The 15,696-nt window shown below is 46.3% G+C and carries 13 protein-coding genes and 1 pseudogene; 4 read left to right on the forward strand and 10 right to left on the reverse strand.

Translation table 11 applies throughout. The annotated features are described in order from the left end of the window. Nucleotides 1-3: 3 nt before the first annotated feature. The 10 genes from glsA to EL262_RS03320 form a co-directional block, all read right to left on the reverse strand. Nucleotides 4-825, reverse strand: a complete 822-nt coding sequence (glsA, locus tag EL262_RS03275; protein WP_025838187.1) for a 1-acyl-sn-glycerol-3-phosphate acyltransferase — start codon at nt 823-825, stop codon at nt 4-6. Beyond that, nucleotides 822-1,814, reverse strand: coding sequence for a bifunctional riboflavin kinase/FAD synthetase (locus EL262_RS03280; RefSeq protein ID WP_025838185.1), 993 nt, complete (start codon nt 1,812-1,814; stop codon nt 822-824). Before EL262_RS03280 ends, glsA begins: the two co-directional genes overlap by 4 nt. Before the next feature lie 23 nt (nt 1,815-1,837). Beyond that, a complete protein-coding gene (locus tag EL262_RS03285) occupies nt 1,838-3,142 on the reverse strand; it encodes a murein hydrolase activator EnvC family protein (RefSeq protein WP_025838182.1) in 1,305 nt (434 codons plus the stop codon). After that, nucleotides 3,142-4,020: a DUF4292 domain-containing protein gene (locus EL262_RS03290; protein ID WP_164715431.1), complete on the reverse strand. Its 879-nt coding sequence runs from the start codon at nt 4,018-4,020 to the stop codon at nt 3,142-3,144. Before EL262_RS03290 ends, EL262_RS03285 begins: the two co-directional genes overlap by 1 nt. Continuing rightward, a complete protein-coding gene (locus EL262_RS03295) occupies nt 4,010-5,701 on the reverse strand; it encodes a tetratricopeptide repeat protein (protein ID WP_036853611.1) in 1,692 nt (563 codons plus the stop codon). Before EL262_RS03295 ends, EL262_RS03290 begins: the two co-directional genes overlap by 11 nt. Before the next feature lie 309 nt (nt 5,702-6,010). Continuing rightward, nucleotides 6,011-7,030, reverse strand: coding sequence for a branched-chain amino acid aminotransferase (locus EL262_RS03300; RefSeq protein WP_025838173.1), 1,020 nt, complete (start codon nt 7,028-7,030; stop codon nt 6,011-6,013). Between the two features lie 20 nt (nt 7,031-7,050). Beyond that, entirely contained in the window at nt 7,051-8,361 is a 1,311-nt protein-coding gene (locus tag EL262_RS03305) for a glycoside hydrolase family 57 protein (protein ID WP_078735741.1), read from the reverse strand. A gap of 15 nt (nt 8,362-8,376) precedes the next feature. Then, entirely contained in the window at nt 8,377-9,654 is a 1,278-nt protein-coding gene (locus EL262_RS03310; RefSeq protein ID WP_025838171.1) for a glycosyltransferase, read from the reverse strand. Between the two features lie 24 nt (nt 9,655-9,678). After that, on the reverse strand, nt 9,679-11,649 hold the full coding sequence (locus EL262_RS03315) for a glycogen debranching enzyme N-terminal domain-containing protein (RefSeq protein WP_078735740.1): 1,971 nt from the start codon (nt 11,647-11,649) through the stop codon (nt 9,679-9,681). Between the two features lie 232 nt (nt 11,650-11,881). After that, nucleotides 11,882-12,385 carry a hypothetical protein gene (locus EL262_RS03320; protein WP_126464349.1) on the reverse strand — a complete coding sequence of 168 codons (504 nt, stop codon included), beginning with the start codon at nt 12,383-12,385 and terminating at the stop codon, nt 11,882-11,884. A gap of 467 nt (nt 12,386-12,852) precedes the next feature. Between EL262_RS03320 and EL262_RS03325 the strand changes: the two genes are divergently transcribed. From EL262_RS03325 to EL262_RS03340, 4 genes and pseudogenes are all read left to right on the forward strand, one after another. Further along, entirely contained in the window at nt 12,853-13,161 is a 309-nt protein-coding gene (locus tag EL262_RS03325) for an FtsB family cell division protein (protein WP_025838168.1), read from the forward strand. A gap of 13 nt (nt 13,162-13,174) precedes the next feature. Continuing rightward, nucleotides 13,175-13,513 carry a hypothetical protein gene (locus tag EL262_RS03330; RefSeq protein WP_025838166.1) on the forward strand — a complete coding sequence of 113 codons (339 nt, stop codon included), beginning with the start codon at nt 13,175-13,177 and terminating at the stop codon, nt 13,511-13,513. A 36-nt stretch (nt 13,514-13,549) separates the two neighbouring features. Next, on the forward strand, nt 13,550-14,305 hold the full coding sequence (locus EL262_RS03335; protein ID WP_025838164.1) for a polyprenol monophosphomannose synthase: 756 nt from the start codon (nt 13,550-13,552) through the stop codon (nt 14,303-14,305). Between the two features lie 19 nt (nt 14,306-14,324). Beyond that, nucleotides 14,325-15,682: pseudogene (locus EL262_RS03340) on the forward strand (dihydroorotase). The last annotated feature ends 14 nt before the right edge of the window (nt 15,683-15,696 follow it).

Genomic DNA, 15,696 nt, shown 5'->3' on the forward strand with positions numbered 1-15,696 from the left:
ATATTATCGGAATTGAGGCTGTACGGGTATAGTATAGATGTAGTCCTTGAGAGACTGAGCCCAAGAGTTGTCATCTTGGACATTCTTGTCAAGATCTCCCAATCGGATTGGCTTACCGATGTAGATATTGTAATCTGTCCCTTTGGCTCTGAAGAGTTCATCAGGGAGCAAAATCAGTTCATAGTTAAACTTCATTCCCAAGCGAACACGCCTTCGTGCCCACTTGTAAAAGTTTGGACTGTTCTGACTGTCAAAAAAGATTGGCACGATATCTCTATCATACTTGCGTGCCATCTTGATAAAAGAGTGAGACCAACGAAGGTCTCTGATATCTCCAGTCTCTTCCTCTCTCGAACAAAGTCCGGCCGGGAAAGTGACGATTTGTCGATCAGAGGACAGTGCTTCCTCGATCTTTTGAAGGTGTGATCGACTCTGTCGACCATATTTATTGACCGGTAGGAACACGTCTCCAAACTGCGTTATACTCATCAAGAGATCATTCACAAGAAAGTTGATCTTACCTCCGTAAAACTTACCCAGCACCGAGGTGAGAATAACCCCATCAGCTCCTCCAAGAGGGTGATTGGATATGAAAATATACCGTCCACTCTGAGGTAAAAGCTCGCCATTGTGTACACTGACAGAGAATCGCAAAGCCTCCATGACTTTGTCCGCAAAAGCCACTCCATCGACATGGTTCTGAAGGGCGAGTATGTCATTGATTTCATCTTGATGAATGAGCTTTTCAATGAGCCTTACTACCCATTTTGGTAAGTAGCCGTTGTACTTCTGTCGGATGATCTTTGCTATCTCGATCCTTTTCATCTTCTGTAGTCCTCTAAGAGTACCCCCTTGAGAGTCAGCATCGACAGGTCATGCGCCTTGAAGTATGCACGTGTATCGGCTTCGTCTTTTTTCAACTGCTCGGCAAGCTCTTGGATCGAATCAAACTTCTTGTCTTCGCGCAAAAAGTGTCTGAAGCCTATCTCAATCTCTCTGTCATAAAGATCTCCCGAGTAATCGAGTATATAAGCTTCCAGACCAAGTCTATGAGACTCGTCGATGGTGGGACGACCACCGTAATAAGCCATTGCCGGGAGAATTTCATCCCCCACCCTTACCTCTGCGATGTAGATACCGATCTCCGGAAGGTAAATATCAGGGTCAACGGGCTGAATGTTTGCCGTCGGATAATCGATGGTACGCCCGATCTTCTGCCCATGCTTTACTCGGCCTTTGAAGCCATACGGACGACCGAGTAATGTCTGTACTTTGTCAAACTCACATGAAGCCACAAGCCTTCTGATCACGGACGAGCTCACAGTCACGCCATCGATGATCATAGGAGTGATTCGCCTCAAAGAGATCCCCCACGACTTGATGTAGGCGTCATAATCATCAAGACTCATGTCGCTCCTACGGCCAAACCGATTATCATACCCCATGACGAGATCTGTGAGCCCTCCACGCTCCATCAAAGGTGAGATAAAAGCATGCGGCTCTATGGCAGAAATTTCTTTGGTGAAGTGTATCACTATAAGGTGATCCACCCCCATCTCCGCTATCAGGTTGATCTTATTCGCAAGTGAGCTCAACACCACAGGAGGAGTCGCTTCTGGAAAAAGTACCTTGGCAGGATGCTCATCGAACGTGATCACGAGGGATTCTCCCTTTATCTCTTTTGATCGCTGTATGAGCTCTGAAAGAAGTTTCTGATGCCCCCGATGCACACCATCAAAAAAACCGATGGTTGCAGCAATAGGAGTACCATCATGATACGATATAAATTCGTCTATTTGGCTATAAATCTTCATTCTTCGTTATAATACTTATCTATTTATCTTCTGATCCACTGTTGAGGATTGAGTTTTGTCCTCTCTTTCCATATCTGAAAATGTAACAATGTCGCACCTCCCATCTCAGGGTCTGCAAAAACCTTACCGAGAGCTTGCCCGGCTGTTACCTTGTCACCACTTTTGACATACACACTCGTGATATTGCTGTAAACGGTGAGATAGTTACCGTGACGAATGATTATGGAATTGTTGTATCCTTCGACCACAAAAATCCTCGTGACCACTCCTTCGAAGACAGCACGAGCCTCTGCTCCGGCTTGTCCTTGAATATCTATTCCGTTATTGTTGACTCTGACATAAGAGAGACTTTCGTGAGCATGTTCACCGAACGAGCTCACAATCGAATATCTCCCTGTGATCGGTACCGGTAGATGCCCCTTGTTATTTTGGAAGTTCCCAGACAACTTGACCTCATCACTATTCATCTGATACTGTACAGGAGCCTTCTGGCGTTTGGCGGTAGCCGTCTTTGTCTTCGAGGCGGTTGTCGTTGTCTCTTTGGACTTCTTTGCCTTTGCAGCTCGCTCGGCCCTTTCTGCAGCTGCAGCAACCTCCTTCGCGATCTGTTGCTCAATCTCTCTATTCAGAGCCTCGGCCTGCTTCCTCTTTTTATTCAGCTGAGCCTTGAGCTCCTTTTGTTGTTTGTTCAGCTTATTTATCTCTTGTCGACTCTCCTCGGTACTTTTTTGGAGATTTGCCCTCTCGCTTTCACGCTCATTAAGCAATGCGGTCTTCTCCTGAGCCTGTTTTTGGATCTCCTCCTGCTTACCCTTCACCCGAGCATGGATGCCTCTCAATCTCACAGCTTCCTGCTTCTGCCAAGTCGCATAGTCCTTCAGATACCTCACTCGTCTCAATCCATGAGCAAAATCCTTTGCCGACAAGATAAAAAGCAACTGCTCCTCAGCATTATCTCTACTCTGCATTGCTTGCAGAGACTTGACATAAGCCGATTGCTTCACACTGAACTCCCCCAAGAGACTGTCGAGTTCCAACTGCATACGCCCCGTCTCTCGAGTCGCCTCCTCTATCTCAGCGGTCAGAGTCTCGATGACCTCCTTACGCGCCTTGATTTGCTGATTAAGGAGGTTGAGTTTCTTCAGACTGACACTCTTGGATTTATCGGTATCCTTTATGAGTGCTGAGATCTTGTTTATCTCCTCGTTGAGTGTTTTTCGTTTACTCTCCAACTGACGCACCTTCCTTGACTTCTGAGCACATAGATCTGCTTCAGAAAAGGGAACGAGAAGTGCGATAGCAAACAGAATGAATAAGAGACGTTTCATTATTTATCCAAATCGATTATAAGGTCTTTCAGTTGATCCACCGTCATTCTCTTATATCCATCAGGTATCGAGGTATCGACACGTTGACTGAAGCGAGTAGAGATATTGTCCAGCTGGATCTGTACCTTCGCTTGCTTCCGCACGTCGGTGGGAATCACGGTCAAGATCATAGACTTGGGATAGGGACGTATCTGAGGCGAGATCAGCACAAAGTCAGAATATTCGATGTTGATCATCTCTCCACTCGGCAAAGTTACAAAGCTACGGATAAGATTGAGCCCATTATCAAAGTCATGTATGATCCGATGCTTTTTATCTTCAAATCTATATAACCCCTCATGAGAACCAATAGAAAAGTCCATCCCCTTGAGGGCACTACCACCAACAAGTTTGTTTGAAAATGGTCTATGATGTGCCATTGCTGTCAGTATGCGAGGATCGATGTTATAGGCCTTGAGTTCTCGAGAGAGAGTCTCAGAAAGATTATCCAAAGCCAACCCTCTCTTTCCCATACGGTCTATGACGGTCAGATTGTTTTGAGTCACGGTAAGTTTACCGGCCTCCATAAGTCCAAACACCCGAAGAGAAAGCACAAACTCCTCATCCCTCTTGAGGGACCATCGTGCACCGACTCCGACCTCCTTGCCATCAAAAAGAGCCGAGATATAACCTTTGGCATCAATGACTTGTGGCTCCTCCTTCTGATTGTATGTGCGCAAAAAATCTCCCTTCGAAAGAGCCTCAGCACCGACAGTCCTAATCACAGTTGTGGCACGCCTCGATGTACCACACCCTGTCATAAAAAAAAGAATCAGCAAGAACAATGCCTTACTTCCTCCACCGGCCACAAGGCTACGATATGATATATTACTGAGCATTTTTCGATTTGATTTGTTTGATTCTATCATTCAACACTTCGGCTTTCCCTCCGAATCGGATAGCCTTTTCGAAGGCAGTGATGGCCTCTTCGATCTTACCCAGCTTGAAGAGTATTTCCCCTTGATGTTCATAATAAACATGATTAGGCACTTCCTCATTACTGATCGCACTGTCTATGTATACCTTTGCGAGTGCATATTCACCCTTCAGATAAAGCACCCAAGCATAAGTATCCAAAAATGTCGGAAAGTTGCGTACTCGTTGTACCGCTTTGCTGGCCAACTCTTCAGCTTTGTCAAGATCCTCTTTCGTGCCATGAACAGCCAAAAAGTAAGCGTAATTATTGTGCGCCAAAGGAGTCTTGGCATACTGTATCGCCTCCTCGTAGTAGTTTCTTGCCGAATCATACCGTCCGGCTTCCGACTCTGCATCAGCCTTGATCAGCATGATATCACCATAGTCGGGATCCGTCTTTGGCACCATTTTTATGGCTTTGTCAAGGACGATCTCAGAGCTCACCTTGTCCTTCGATTCTCCATAACCCATGAGAGCAAAAACGTAGTATGTTCCCTTGTCCGGAAAAACACCCATTGCGACTTCCGAGAGTTCGATGACCTTTTCCGTCTGATGAGCCTGAATATATTTCTCGATGAAGTAGGTATAAGGAAAAGTCTCCTCTGTCTTCGCATCGATCATCTTAGAGAGCAGAGTCTCACCTTTTATCGAATCTCCGACAACGAAGTAATTGTTCGCCAAGGAGAGTTTGATCCCATCTGATTGCTCATAGACCTCGATCAAGTCCTCTTGAACCGGGATGAGAGCCTTGGTCATTGCAACCTTATCCTGACTTGCAGACATACTCTGGGACATCAACTTCTCGATGTCAGCAGGCTGTGCATCTTCTGTGTGTGCCATCTTTTGTATCTCCTTAGCAGCACGTACATAGTCATTATCGGCGATGTGTATGTACACAGAAAGTTCGTCCAATATCGGAGCATCGGCAATGTACCTCCTGGTCGCCTTAATCAGGCCTTTGGCTTTTGCCACCTCCTCTTGTGAGAGATAAAGGTAAGCAAGATAGGAGACACTCTCCAAATCCGTAGGCATGCTTGCGACCTGCTCCTCAAGGAGTTTTCGGGTCTCATCGATCTTTCCCATCTCGGCCAAGATCTTAGCTTTCTCAAAGATCAAAAGATGCTTTCCCTGCCCCATTTCTATCAATCTATCCAATATCTCTATGGCGGCCGAGGGCTCTCCTTTTCTCCTGTAAACTTCGACCAGTCGTATGAATGAGGATTTGTCATCAGGATAAGCCTCTGTGAGGGCTTTCAAGGTCTCTTCAGCCACGTTGAGACGATTTGTCCTGTAAGCCATTTCAGTCAAAGCCTCTCCGATCTCCTTGTCTTGTCGTCCGGAAAGGTCGAAAGCACTCTGCATCATCGAAAAAGCCTCCGACTGCATCCCTATGGCTGCAAAACCCAAAGCCAAATTATACCGAATAGAGGGTTGAGAAGCATCCATCAATCCCGCCATCCAAAGGTGATTGAAGCGTGCTGACTCATTCCCATCTCCGGGAGTATCAAGAGTCAGGGACTTCAGATACAACTGTTTGCTGACAAACTTATCTTCAGCGATCACTTGAGAGTCGATCTCCTGTGCCAACAGCTCCGATGAGAGCATAAAGAGTACCGCAACCAGAAAGAACTGTCGAAATCTGGAACAAGAGATTTGGCTATATATATTCTGAAAAGTCATCCTTTTTGATTTGTCTTCTACCCACAAGGATTGTGTCCCCGGAGTATTATTTAACGATAAAGTTAGTGAAAATAATTGTGATGAATTTCACCGGAGCAAGTAGATCAACCAATTTGGACACAGACGAGAATATCCATCATCCCCATGATGCGCGAAAAAGGCGACACATAAGAGACCGGATCATCTCATTATGTGTCGCCCCGAAAGCGTTTATGCTTGGATCAGAATACCTGATTACTCAATGATAGTCACCCATCCATGCTTGTCTTCCGCATCTCCATACTGGATTGCACGAAGAGCATTATAAAGCTTGGTACATACAGGGCCGGCTTCACCTTCTTTTGCAAGGACATAGCTGTGGTTGTCATCGAGGTCATCGATACGAAGGATAGGGCTGATGACAGCTGCTGTACCACATGCTCCGGCTTCGTCAAATTCTGCAAGCTCTTCGACCGGGATTGGACGACGCTCTACTTCCATACCAAGATCTTTTGCAACCTGCATCAGACTCTTGTTTGTGATAGATGGAAGGATGGACTCAGACTTTGGAGTGATGTACTTGTTACCCTTGATACCGAAGAAGTTTGCAGGTCCGCACTCATCGATATACTTCTTTTCCTTTGCATCGAGGAAGAGAACAGCCGAATATCCCTTTTCGTGAGCAATGTGACCTGCCTTGATACCGGCTGCGTAGTTACCACCCACCTTGATCGTACCTGTACCGAGAGGTGCCGCACGGTCGTACCCACGAAGGATAGCCATAGGAGTTGGCTTGAAGCCGTCCTTGAAGTAAGGACCTACAGGTGTAACAAAGATGATGAAGAGATACTCATTGGCTGGGCGCACACCGACCTGTGGCCCTGTACCGATCACAAGAGGTCTGATGTAAAGTGATGCACCTGACTCATAAGGAGGAAGGTAATCGATATTGAGCTTGACAACCTTAGTCACCATTTCAGTGAAGAGTTCGACAGGCATCTCAGGCATCATGATTCCTTCGCAAGAGCGGTTCATGCGGAGCGCATTTTCCTCTACTCTGAATAGACGAGTCTTACCGTCCTTACCCTTGAAAGCCTTAAGACCTTCGAATGCCTCTTGTCCATAGTGAAGACAAGTAGCAGCCATGTGCATACTGATGTTGGTGTCTTGAGTTTCCTCGATCTCACCCCACTTACCGTCACGGTAGTAACATCTCACATTCCAAGCTGTTGGATAGTAACCAAAGCTCAATTTTGACCATTCAATTTCTTGCATAGGTTTGTTCTGTTAAGTAGTTAGTTGTTAGGTATATTACTTTGTTTCTTTGTTCCTCTTTTCTTCTTTTCCAGCTGAGCCTTCAGAGCCTCGATTTCCTCCCCTTGATTTTTGATTGTAAGGAGTAGCGCATTGAGTTCCTCATTCTCTATCGAGCTGGGATACTGGGCTTCGACCCTCAGGTGAAAATCACTAAGGATGTTCATGTAATTATTGAAAGCATCGTAAGGATTTTCATACGGACTGAATAGTCGAACGTCCTTATTCGTGGTGGTCATATACAAGAAGTGATCACTGCTCTGCAAATATAGCCAATCTTGTAATAATCTTCGGTCTTGACTGAGACGAGTTCGCTCTCCCCAGTCAATAAGTTTTCTGAAAGCCTCCGACTGAAGGGCATTTCCCAGCCAAGTGCTGGTATTTTTCTCTTCCTCCGACCATGAGATTGCAAAGGGGACTGACACCACCCCGACAGGTTTACAGTCACGAATAACTTCCGATGGAGTTGCAAACCTGAGCCCTTTTTCATCAAAAAACCTCGGCAGGGCTCTGAAAAAGTCAAAGATGCCCGATGTAGTAGGCTGAGCCTGCCCGAAGACCTCGTAAGCCATATCAATATAAACAACCTCTTCGTCCTCCGGCAACTGCCCCAACCATCCGGCAAACTTATCGGCAGTCAAGGGATACTCTCGCCAGTCATAACGACTGAAGTTTTTGAGGATATCATCGCTGAACCTTTGATTGCGCAGAAAGAGTGGAAGACCTTTAGGAGTGGCTGAGTTATATAAATAATTGGGGCTCTTCCAGCCTAAAATATGCTTGGCACCTTCCGTAATGATCCCCGAAAACCCCATCTCTTCAACCTCTGTTGCGATCTCGTCCGAATAGATGAGCTCGGTATTTCGGAAGACCTTCGGCTCCTGCCCAAACATCATCTTGATCTTGCGAGAGTGCATCTCTACTTGAGATCGGAACTCGATAGGATCTCCCAATGCCGACAAACTGTGTGCATAAGGCTGTGCGAGAAACTCTACACAACCGGTTTTACTGAGCTCGACAAAGCTATCTATGAGCTCAGGGGCAAATATCTCAAACTGACTGATAGCTGTCCCTGATATGGCAAACGATACCTTAACTGCTCCATCGGACTTCTTGATCATCTCGAGGAGCATTTGGTTAGCAGGCATATAGGTCTCTCTTGTTATACGCTTGAATATCTCTTCGTTCTGAAAGTCATCAAAGTAGTAATGATCATTCCCGATGTCGAAGAAGCGATAACGTTTCAGCCTGAAAGGCTGGTGTACTTGGAAGTTAAAGCATATATTTTTCATGTCTATGTCCCTCTTTTAATATGTCTGTGTTGTCATCCCGGTCACCTTGTCATAGATACGGCGCACTTTAAGTCCCGCATCTTCCCACTTGATACTGTTGACTTCCTTCAATCCCTCTTCTCTCATAAACTGATTGAAGGCAGGATAAGTGACCAATCCATATATGGCATCCGCCATAGCATCTGTATCCCAATAGTCTACCTTGATGGCATAATTGATGATCTCGGCACAACCCGATTGTTTTGAGATGATCGACGGCACACCACACTGCATGGCTTCGAGTGGAGAGATACCGAAAGGCTCGGATACCGAAGGCATCACATATACATCGCTCGCCTTGAAGACCTCATAGACTTGTTTACCTTTCATGAAACCTGTGAAGTGAAAACGATCCGAGATATTCCTCTTTGCAACAAGTTGGATCATCTGATCCATCATGTCTCCACTACCGGCCATGACGAAACGCACATCCTTTGTCCTCTGCAATACCTTTGTTGCAGCTTCGACAAAGTATTCACAACCCTTTTGCATCGTTATGCGCCCAAGGAAAGTCACGACTTTCTCCTTGACTCCACGTTTGTCGGAGATGGCAAGGATATTCGGACTGAGCGGAGTGACGGCATTATGTACCGTTGTGACCTTGTCCGGACTTTGATGATACTTCTCGATGACTGTAGCTCTGGTAAGGTTACTGACTGTGATGATGTGGTCGGCGTTATCCATACCATCCTTTTCGATCGCATAGACAATGGGGTTGACATTGCCCCTACTCCTGTCGAAATCCGTTGCATGGACATGTACTACGAGAGGTTTACCTGTGACGATCTTGGCATGTATACCTGCAGGATAGGTCAACCAGTCGTGAGAGTGTATCACATCAAAGTCAAGACTCCTTGCAATGACACCTGTTACAATAGAATAATTATTGATCTCTTGATGAAGGTTGTCCGGATAACGCCCCGAGAACTCTATGCACCCTAAGTCATCAGTATGTATGTAACTAAAGTCAGCATAGATATGATCCCTGAAGTTATAATAAGTCTCGGGGGACATGAGATGTCCGATGCGCTCCTGCACGTAGTCACGTGGATGATCACGCCAAACGACAGGCACTTGTGAAGCCCCTATGATATTCATAAAAGACTTATCTTCATCACCCGAAGGCTTAGGGATCACAAAAGTCGTCTCTAAGTCCTGCTGAATGCTCATACCTTTGGTCAAGCCATAACTCGCAGTACCCAATCCGCCAAGTATATGAGGAGGAAACTCCCATCCCAACATCAATGCCTTCATGTATAATATCTCTCCTCAGTTTTGTTACTGTTTACTGTAATATGTCTCGATGGCTTCATTCTCTTGATAGAAGTCATTAAGACGATTTTGTATTCGAAGTATGGCAGCTATACTCCCCGCGTAGGAGATCCCACCTCGTCCGACAAAAGGAGGCGTGGCGTCATACATCTCACTGAGTGTACCGATGCCATGCAGTGTTAGCTCGTCCTCAAACGAGATCAGCACCCTTTCGACGAAAGAGACCCCGCTAAGTTTGAAAAGTTTGAGATAAGCACTCAAATAAGGATACATCAACCACGGCCACACGGCACCTTGGTTAGAAGCATACTCTCGCTCGTGTAGTGTGCCATTGCAATACCCTCTGTAATACGGACTCTTCGGGCTCAACGTACGCAAACCCTTGGGTGTAAGCAGCTCCTTTGTAACGATGTCCAGCACCGAACGCTGCAAATCTCGAGACAATGGAGAATATGGCAATCCTGCAGCAAAAATCATATTGGGTCTCACATTCCAATCCTGAGAACGCCCCTCACAGACATAGTCAAAGAGATAATTATGCTCATTGACAAACACCCGAACGAATGACTCTGCTACCTTCTCGATCAGATGAGACAGGGCCTCATCCTTCTCACCGGCCAGTTCTTGATAGAAACAAAGAGCGTTGTACCACAACGCATTTATCTCCACTATATACCCTTGTCGATCCACCACCGAAACCCCATAGATCTTGCCATCCATCCATGTCACGGGCATACCATCCTTGGGGATGACATAGAGGAGTCCATTCTCCATCTTTTTCATCGTCGGATGGTGTCCGTCAGTGAGGTAGTTAATGATCGTCTTGAGATATGCGCCATACTTCTCACGCGTTTCGTCAAGGCTCCTCCACTTTGAGTAGTCTTGCATCGAAGTGATGACCCAAAGTAACGTATCCGGATGCTGAATCCCTCTTATCGTATCATCTCCTTCTCCGGTACCCATGAAATGCACAAGAGCCGGCCAAGCCGTCTCAAAGATCTCATCAAATCGGTCGGGCTTACCGATGCCGAAAGTACACGCGGTAAGATTCATAAACTGATCCCTTGCCTTGACCCCAAACCATGGATACCCGGACAAAAGATAACACTGTCCCTCTCCTTTTTTGAGATAAAACTGATCGGCAGAGTTGATCAGGCAGTTTGTGAAGCTGTTACGAGGGATGCGGACCTGTATATTTTTTTCAAAAATATCGTGAAGTTCTGTCGGATCGGTAGGCTCATCACCGGCGACAAATATGACGGACTCCCCCTTCCGTATATTACACTCGAAGTAGCCCGGTGTAGGCAAGTCCTCGACACAGGCGTGCCCTCTCTCCTGCTCTTTTTCATAGAAGAAGTCCTTATACCAGATGGGAGCATGATGCCACTCCACCGGGGTGGAGAACTGCATATAGAGCTCAGGGTAACCTTCGTACAGACACATGGAGATACCATTCTCTACGGTCTGATAGTCCCAATTTATCGCATCATTTTCGGTAGTCAGCTCCTTCACGTTACGAAAAGCCAATATCGGCCTGAACCTAAGTATCGTAGGCGAATGAGCATCAAGCAAGGTATAGCGAATGAGTACCCTGTTGGTGCCGCGAGAAAAGATAATCTCTTTGGAGAGTACCACCCCACCTACCCTATACAAAGTCTTGGGGATGATATCTATATCGAACTCCCTTATGTACTTGTGCCCATTGGGGGCGACAGTCCCATCCTTGTACTTATGCACGGCAAGATTGAACTCTGCGCCATGCTGTATGACCGTCTCATCGAATGAGGAAAGAAGAACGTTGCCATGCCCATCCATAAAAGGACTGGGGACAACAAGGAGACCATGATACTTTCGAGTATTACACCCTACGATCGAAGAAGCGTGATAAGCACCTCGGCGATTTGTGCGAAGTATTTCTTTGCTGAGAGACACCTCCAGGTTACTCATATTGTTTCGGTCAAATTTCAGATACCCCATACCCGGACGCTAATTAAGTCATTATCACTTTCCATCAATGGTCAAATTTACTTCATTCTTTCGACATTATCAAGCATTTACTTTGACGGATACATAGCGACTGTTCAAATGTCCCAAAACAGCAATCATACACGCTTGAAAGCACACGAAATAAACAAAACAAAAAGGACTCGTCCAGAGAGGTTTCAGCACCACCTCTGTACGAGTCCTTCGACTTTTTATGGGAGAGATTTTATCTCTCAGAAAATTCACTTTCTGTGTTTGCCAACTGATCCCATGTCATGGCCACTGTATTTGTCTCCACGATCACGCCATTTTCGACCATGAGGGACTTCAATCCTTTTGTCATCCCCAGAGCCTCGATCAGTTTTTCACTTTGGCTACCTCCTCTGACAGTGACATCAGCCGATACACCGTCGATATCTGCGTAGAGTCTTGCTTCTGCCGTATCTGCATCGACACATATCGAAACGACTTGATGCTCAAAACTACTGCTCAACCAAGAGTTCACCATACGCGACTTGGCATCGCGCTTAGACCATAGGACCACAAGAGTAGCCTCTTTTGCACTGACTTCTTGCAGGTCTATGTCGTCCACCTTGATACTTGGCATTTTTTCTCCCGGGTTGTATCCGATACCGGGATCTGCTGATGTGTCTGCTGCCGAAATAAATAGGGTGGCAAAAGCTACAAACAGCATCGAAAGCATACCAAGAACGAAAGTTTTCGATCTCATAAATAATGAATTAAGTTGCACTTAACCTCTGTGCACTTCTTGTCTCAAGAAGGACAACGAGGCTTCCGAGTTTCGGAAGAACACCATCCGCTGACGGTGGCAAATAGCTCACAAAGATACCAACAATCGAGCAAACAGCCAAATCGGTCAAATCCTCACACGCTCCGTCACATTACAGAATCACCTTCAGATAAGGAAGCTCATAAAATCAAATCAAAGGATTCGAGAAATCAAATCTTACGACCTTTGTCATCAAGTTTTACGAATCGATTTGTCGAATCAAACGACTTTTTCATCCCCCTCGAAATCCTCCTTTCCAGATAGATTAACAACAAGCCAAATACACAATTCTCCAAATCACACTAATGTGTTTCGACCGGTGTGACAATTTTGCCCCCTCAGCTCACACCTACCGTTCATCTATTTTTCGTATCTTTGGATGATAGTGCAACCTCATTTACTTGGTTATGATACAGAAGAAAAATATCAAGGATATATTCAATAGGATAAAACGTCTCAATCCCTTTGCAGTAATGGGAGTGATAGGGTTATTGGCACTCCTGTACCCTGACGAGGATAGCATCTTCAGTCAGATCGAATACAGTACCCAACTCAAGTCAATGACAAAGGAGCGCGATCGATTGAAAAAACAGATTGAGGAAGACCGTGTCAAGTTGGATCAACTTCGGTTCAAAAAGAGCAAACTGGAGAAGTATGCAAGAGAACGTTTCTTGATGAAGGCGGACGACGAAGATCTATATCTCCTCAAAGACTAAAAGCATCTCTCCTATGACAGCAAAAGGACTACCTCCGAGAGTAGCAACAACGATACTCTATCTCTCATTTTTACTCATCATCTTGGGCTCTGCCCTTCACATCCTGAGACTGGGATGGACGGTGTGGATTTTCATCATCGGTGCGATAGGACTCACCTCCTATTTTCTTTCGGCTTCACTCACAGCAAGGGATGGGAGTGTGCGAGAGAGACGTCTCAACAGAATGGGTTTTATCGGTTCGCTTTTTTATGTCGTAGCCGGAGGGTTTATGTATGAAGCATCCAACGTTTGGATCGTCCTCTTTGCGATAGCTTCCATCTATGTGATGTACAGCTTGCTGGCGAAGCGATGATGCGTGCTTTGATAACGATTACAGATTAAGATTTTGATGGATAAAAGACTGGTCATCATACCGACATACAATGAGATAGAAAACATCCGTAATATCATCACAGCAGTACTCAGGCTGGAGATGCCTTTTGATGTGCTTGTCGTCGATGACAACTCGCCTGACGGCACGGCAGCAGAGGTCAAGATGATGATGAGTGAGACTCCGGAGAGGATCTTCCTACTCGAACGCCCCGGAAAACAAGGACTCGGCACAGCGTACTTGGCGGGGTTTGACTGGGCGTTGGCACAGGGCTACGACTATATCATAGAGATGGATGCGGACTTCAGCCACAACCCCGATGATCTCTCGAGACTTTACGAAGCTTGTGCCAAAGAGGGGGCGGATGTTGCCGTGGGATCACGCTATTGTAACGGAGTCAACGTCGTCAACTGGCCACTCGGCCGAGTGCTCATGTCTTACTTTGCCTCCGTGTACGTACGCATGATCACAGGGATGGATGTAAGAGATGCCACAGCGGGATTTGTATGCTACAAGGCCGAAGTACTCAGGACAATAGAGCTGAACAAGATCCACTTCAAAGGCTACGCCTTCCAGATAGAGATGAAGTACACATCGAAGCTGTGTGGCTTCACGATCAAGGAGGTACCGATCATATTTGTCAACCGAGTGGTGGGAACATCAAAGATGAATACCTCCATATTCGGAGAGGCTCTCTTTGGGGTGCTGAAGCTCCGATGGTGGGGAATGACAAAACGTTTCCCTCAAAAAGGACAACAGAAACTCAAACAGTAAAAATCGGACACACGACTTTATGAGTAAGATAATATGGATAAAGGATGCCCTCATCATCAACGAGGGTAGAGAGTATATAGGTTCGATAGAGATCACAGATGATCGTATCTCAAAAGTATTGGAGGGTGAAGGGATAGAGTCTCCACGTGATGTATCGGAGATGATCGATGCAAAGGGGATGCTATGCCTTCCCGGCGTCATTGACGATCAAGTACACTTCCGCGATCCGGGGTTGACTCACAAAGGGTCGATCGAGACTGAAAGTAAGGCGGCTCTCATGGGAGGTGTAACTTCTTTCATGGATATGCCGAATACCAATCCTCAGACCACTTCGATAGAGGCATGGAGAGATAAGATGGCTTTGGCAGAAAGCAGATCTTTTGCCAATTATTCGTTCTACATGGGAGCGACCAATGACAATGCAGATGTACTCAAGGACTTGAACCTTCGTCACACACCGGGGGTGAAAGTATTTATGGGAGCATCGACAGGCAATATGCTGGTGGACAAGGATGAGACCCTGAGGCGCATATTCTCCGAGTCCCCTGTACTCATAGCCATACACAGTGAGAGCGAAGAGATCATCCGCCAAAACAAAGAAACCTATACCCTGCAGTATGGTGAGGATGTACCGGTACGATTTCACCCAGCGATAAGAAGTGAGGAAGCGTGCTATGAATCCACTCGCAAGGCTGTTGCCCTCGCTCGTGAGACAGGAGCAAGACTTCATGTCCTACACCTCTCGACAGGAAAGGAGTTGGAGTTCTTCAATGCAGATCAACCTCTGACGGACAAGAAAATCACGGCAGAGGTCTGTGTGCATCACTTATGGTTCGATGACTCTCAGTATGAGACTTTGGGGACTCGTATCAAGTGGAATCCTGCCGTAAAGACAGCAAAAGACAGGACTGCCCTGAGGGAAGCAGCAAAGACGAGACTGATAGACATCATAGCCACCGACCATGCTCCACACCTACTTTCTGAAAAGGAGGGGGGGCACTCAAGGCAGCATCGGGTGGTCCCCTTGTTGAACACTCGTTGGCGATGTGTCTCGAACTTGCCGATCAAGGCATCTTCTCTCGTACGGATGTGGTAGACCTCATGTGTCACAGACCGGCCACTCTATTCGGAGTAGAGGAGAGAGGCTATCTCCGTGAGGGCTATTTTGCTGATCTTGTCCTCGTGTCTCCGAACAAGCCTTGGATGGTAAAGGATAAAGATGTACACTACAAATGTGGATGGACCCCTCTCGATGGTTCAATCCTTCACAACAAGATCGAAACAACAATCCTCAATGGCACGATCGTAGTGAAAAACGGTGAGTGGCAAGGTGTTCGTGCAGCTAAAGCACTGGAGTTTGAGCACCGTAAACGTTGATAGGCACAGAGATT

The sequence above is a fragment of the Porphyromonas cangingivalis genome, from assembly GCF_900638305.1.
Classification (GTDB): Bacteria; Bacteroidota; Bacteroidia; order Bacteroidales; family Porphyromonadaceae; genus Porphyromonas_A; species Porphyromonas_A cangingivalis.

Coding starts and splice junctions, on each gene's coding strand:
- glsA (WP_025838187.1), bottom strand. CDS start 825: ATGAAAAGGATCGAGATAGCAAAGATCATCCGACAGAAGTACAACGGC.
- EL262_RS03280 (WP_025838185.1), bottom strand. CDS start 1,814: ATGAAGATTTATAGCCAAATAGACGAATTTATATCGTATCATGATGGT.
- EL262_RS03285 (WP_025838182.1), bottom strand. CDS start 3,142: ATGAAACGTCTCTTATTCATTCTGTTTGCTATCGCACTTCTCGTTCCC.
- EL262_RS03290 (WP_164715431.1), bottom strand. CDS start 4,020: ATGCTCAGTAATATATCATATCGTAGCCTTGTGGCCGGTGGAGGAAGT.
- EL262_RS03295 (WP_036853611.1), bottom strand. CDS start 5,701: ATGCTCTCATCGGAGCTGTTGGCACAGGAGATCGACTCTCAAGTGATC.
- EL262_RS03300 (WP_025838173.1), bottom strand. CDS start 7,030: ATGCAAGAAATTGAATGGTCAAAATTGAGCTTTGGTTACTATCCAACA.
- EL262_RS03305 (WP_078735741.1), bottom strand. CDS start 8,361: ATGAAAAATATATGCTTTAACTTCCAAGTACACCAGCCTTTCAGGCTG.
- EL262_RS03310 (WP_025838171.1), bottom strand. CDS start 9,654: ATGAAGGCATTGATGTTGGGATGGGAGTTTCCTCCTCATATACTTGGC.
- EL262_RS03315 (WP_078735740.1), bottom strand. CDS start 11,649: ATGGGGTATCTGAAATTTGACCGAAACAATATGAGTAACCTGGAGGTG.
- EL262_RS03320 (WP_126464349.1), bottom strand. CDS start 12,385: ATGAGATCGAAAACTTTCGTTCTTGGTATGCTTTCGATGCTGTTTGTA.
- EL262_RS03325 (WP_025838168.1), top strand. CDS start 12,853: ATGATACAGAAGAAAAATATCAAGGATATATTCAATAGGATAAAACGT.
- EL262_RS03330 (WP_025838166.1), top strand. CDS start 13,175: ATGACAGCAAAAGGACTACCTCCGAGAGTAGCAACAACGATACTCTAT.
- EL262_RS03335 (WP_025838164.1), top strand. CDS start 13,550: ATGGATAAAAGACTGGTCATCATACCGACATACAATGAGATAGAAAAC.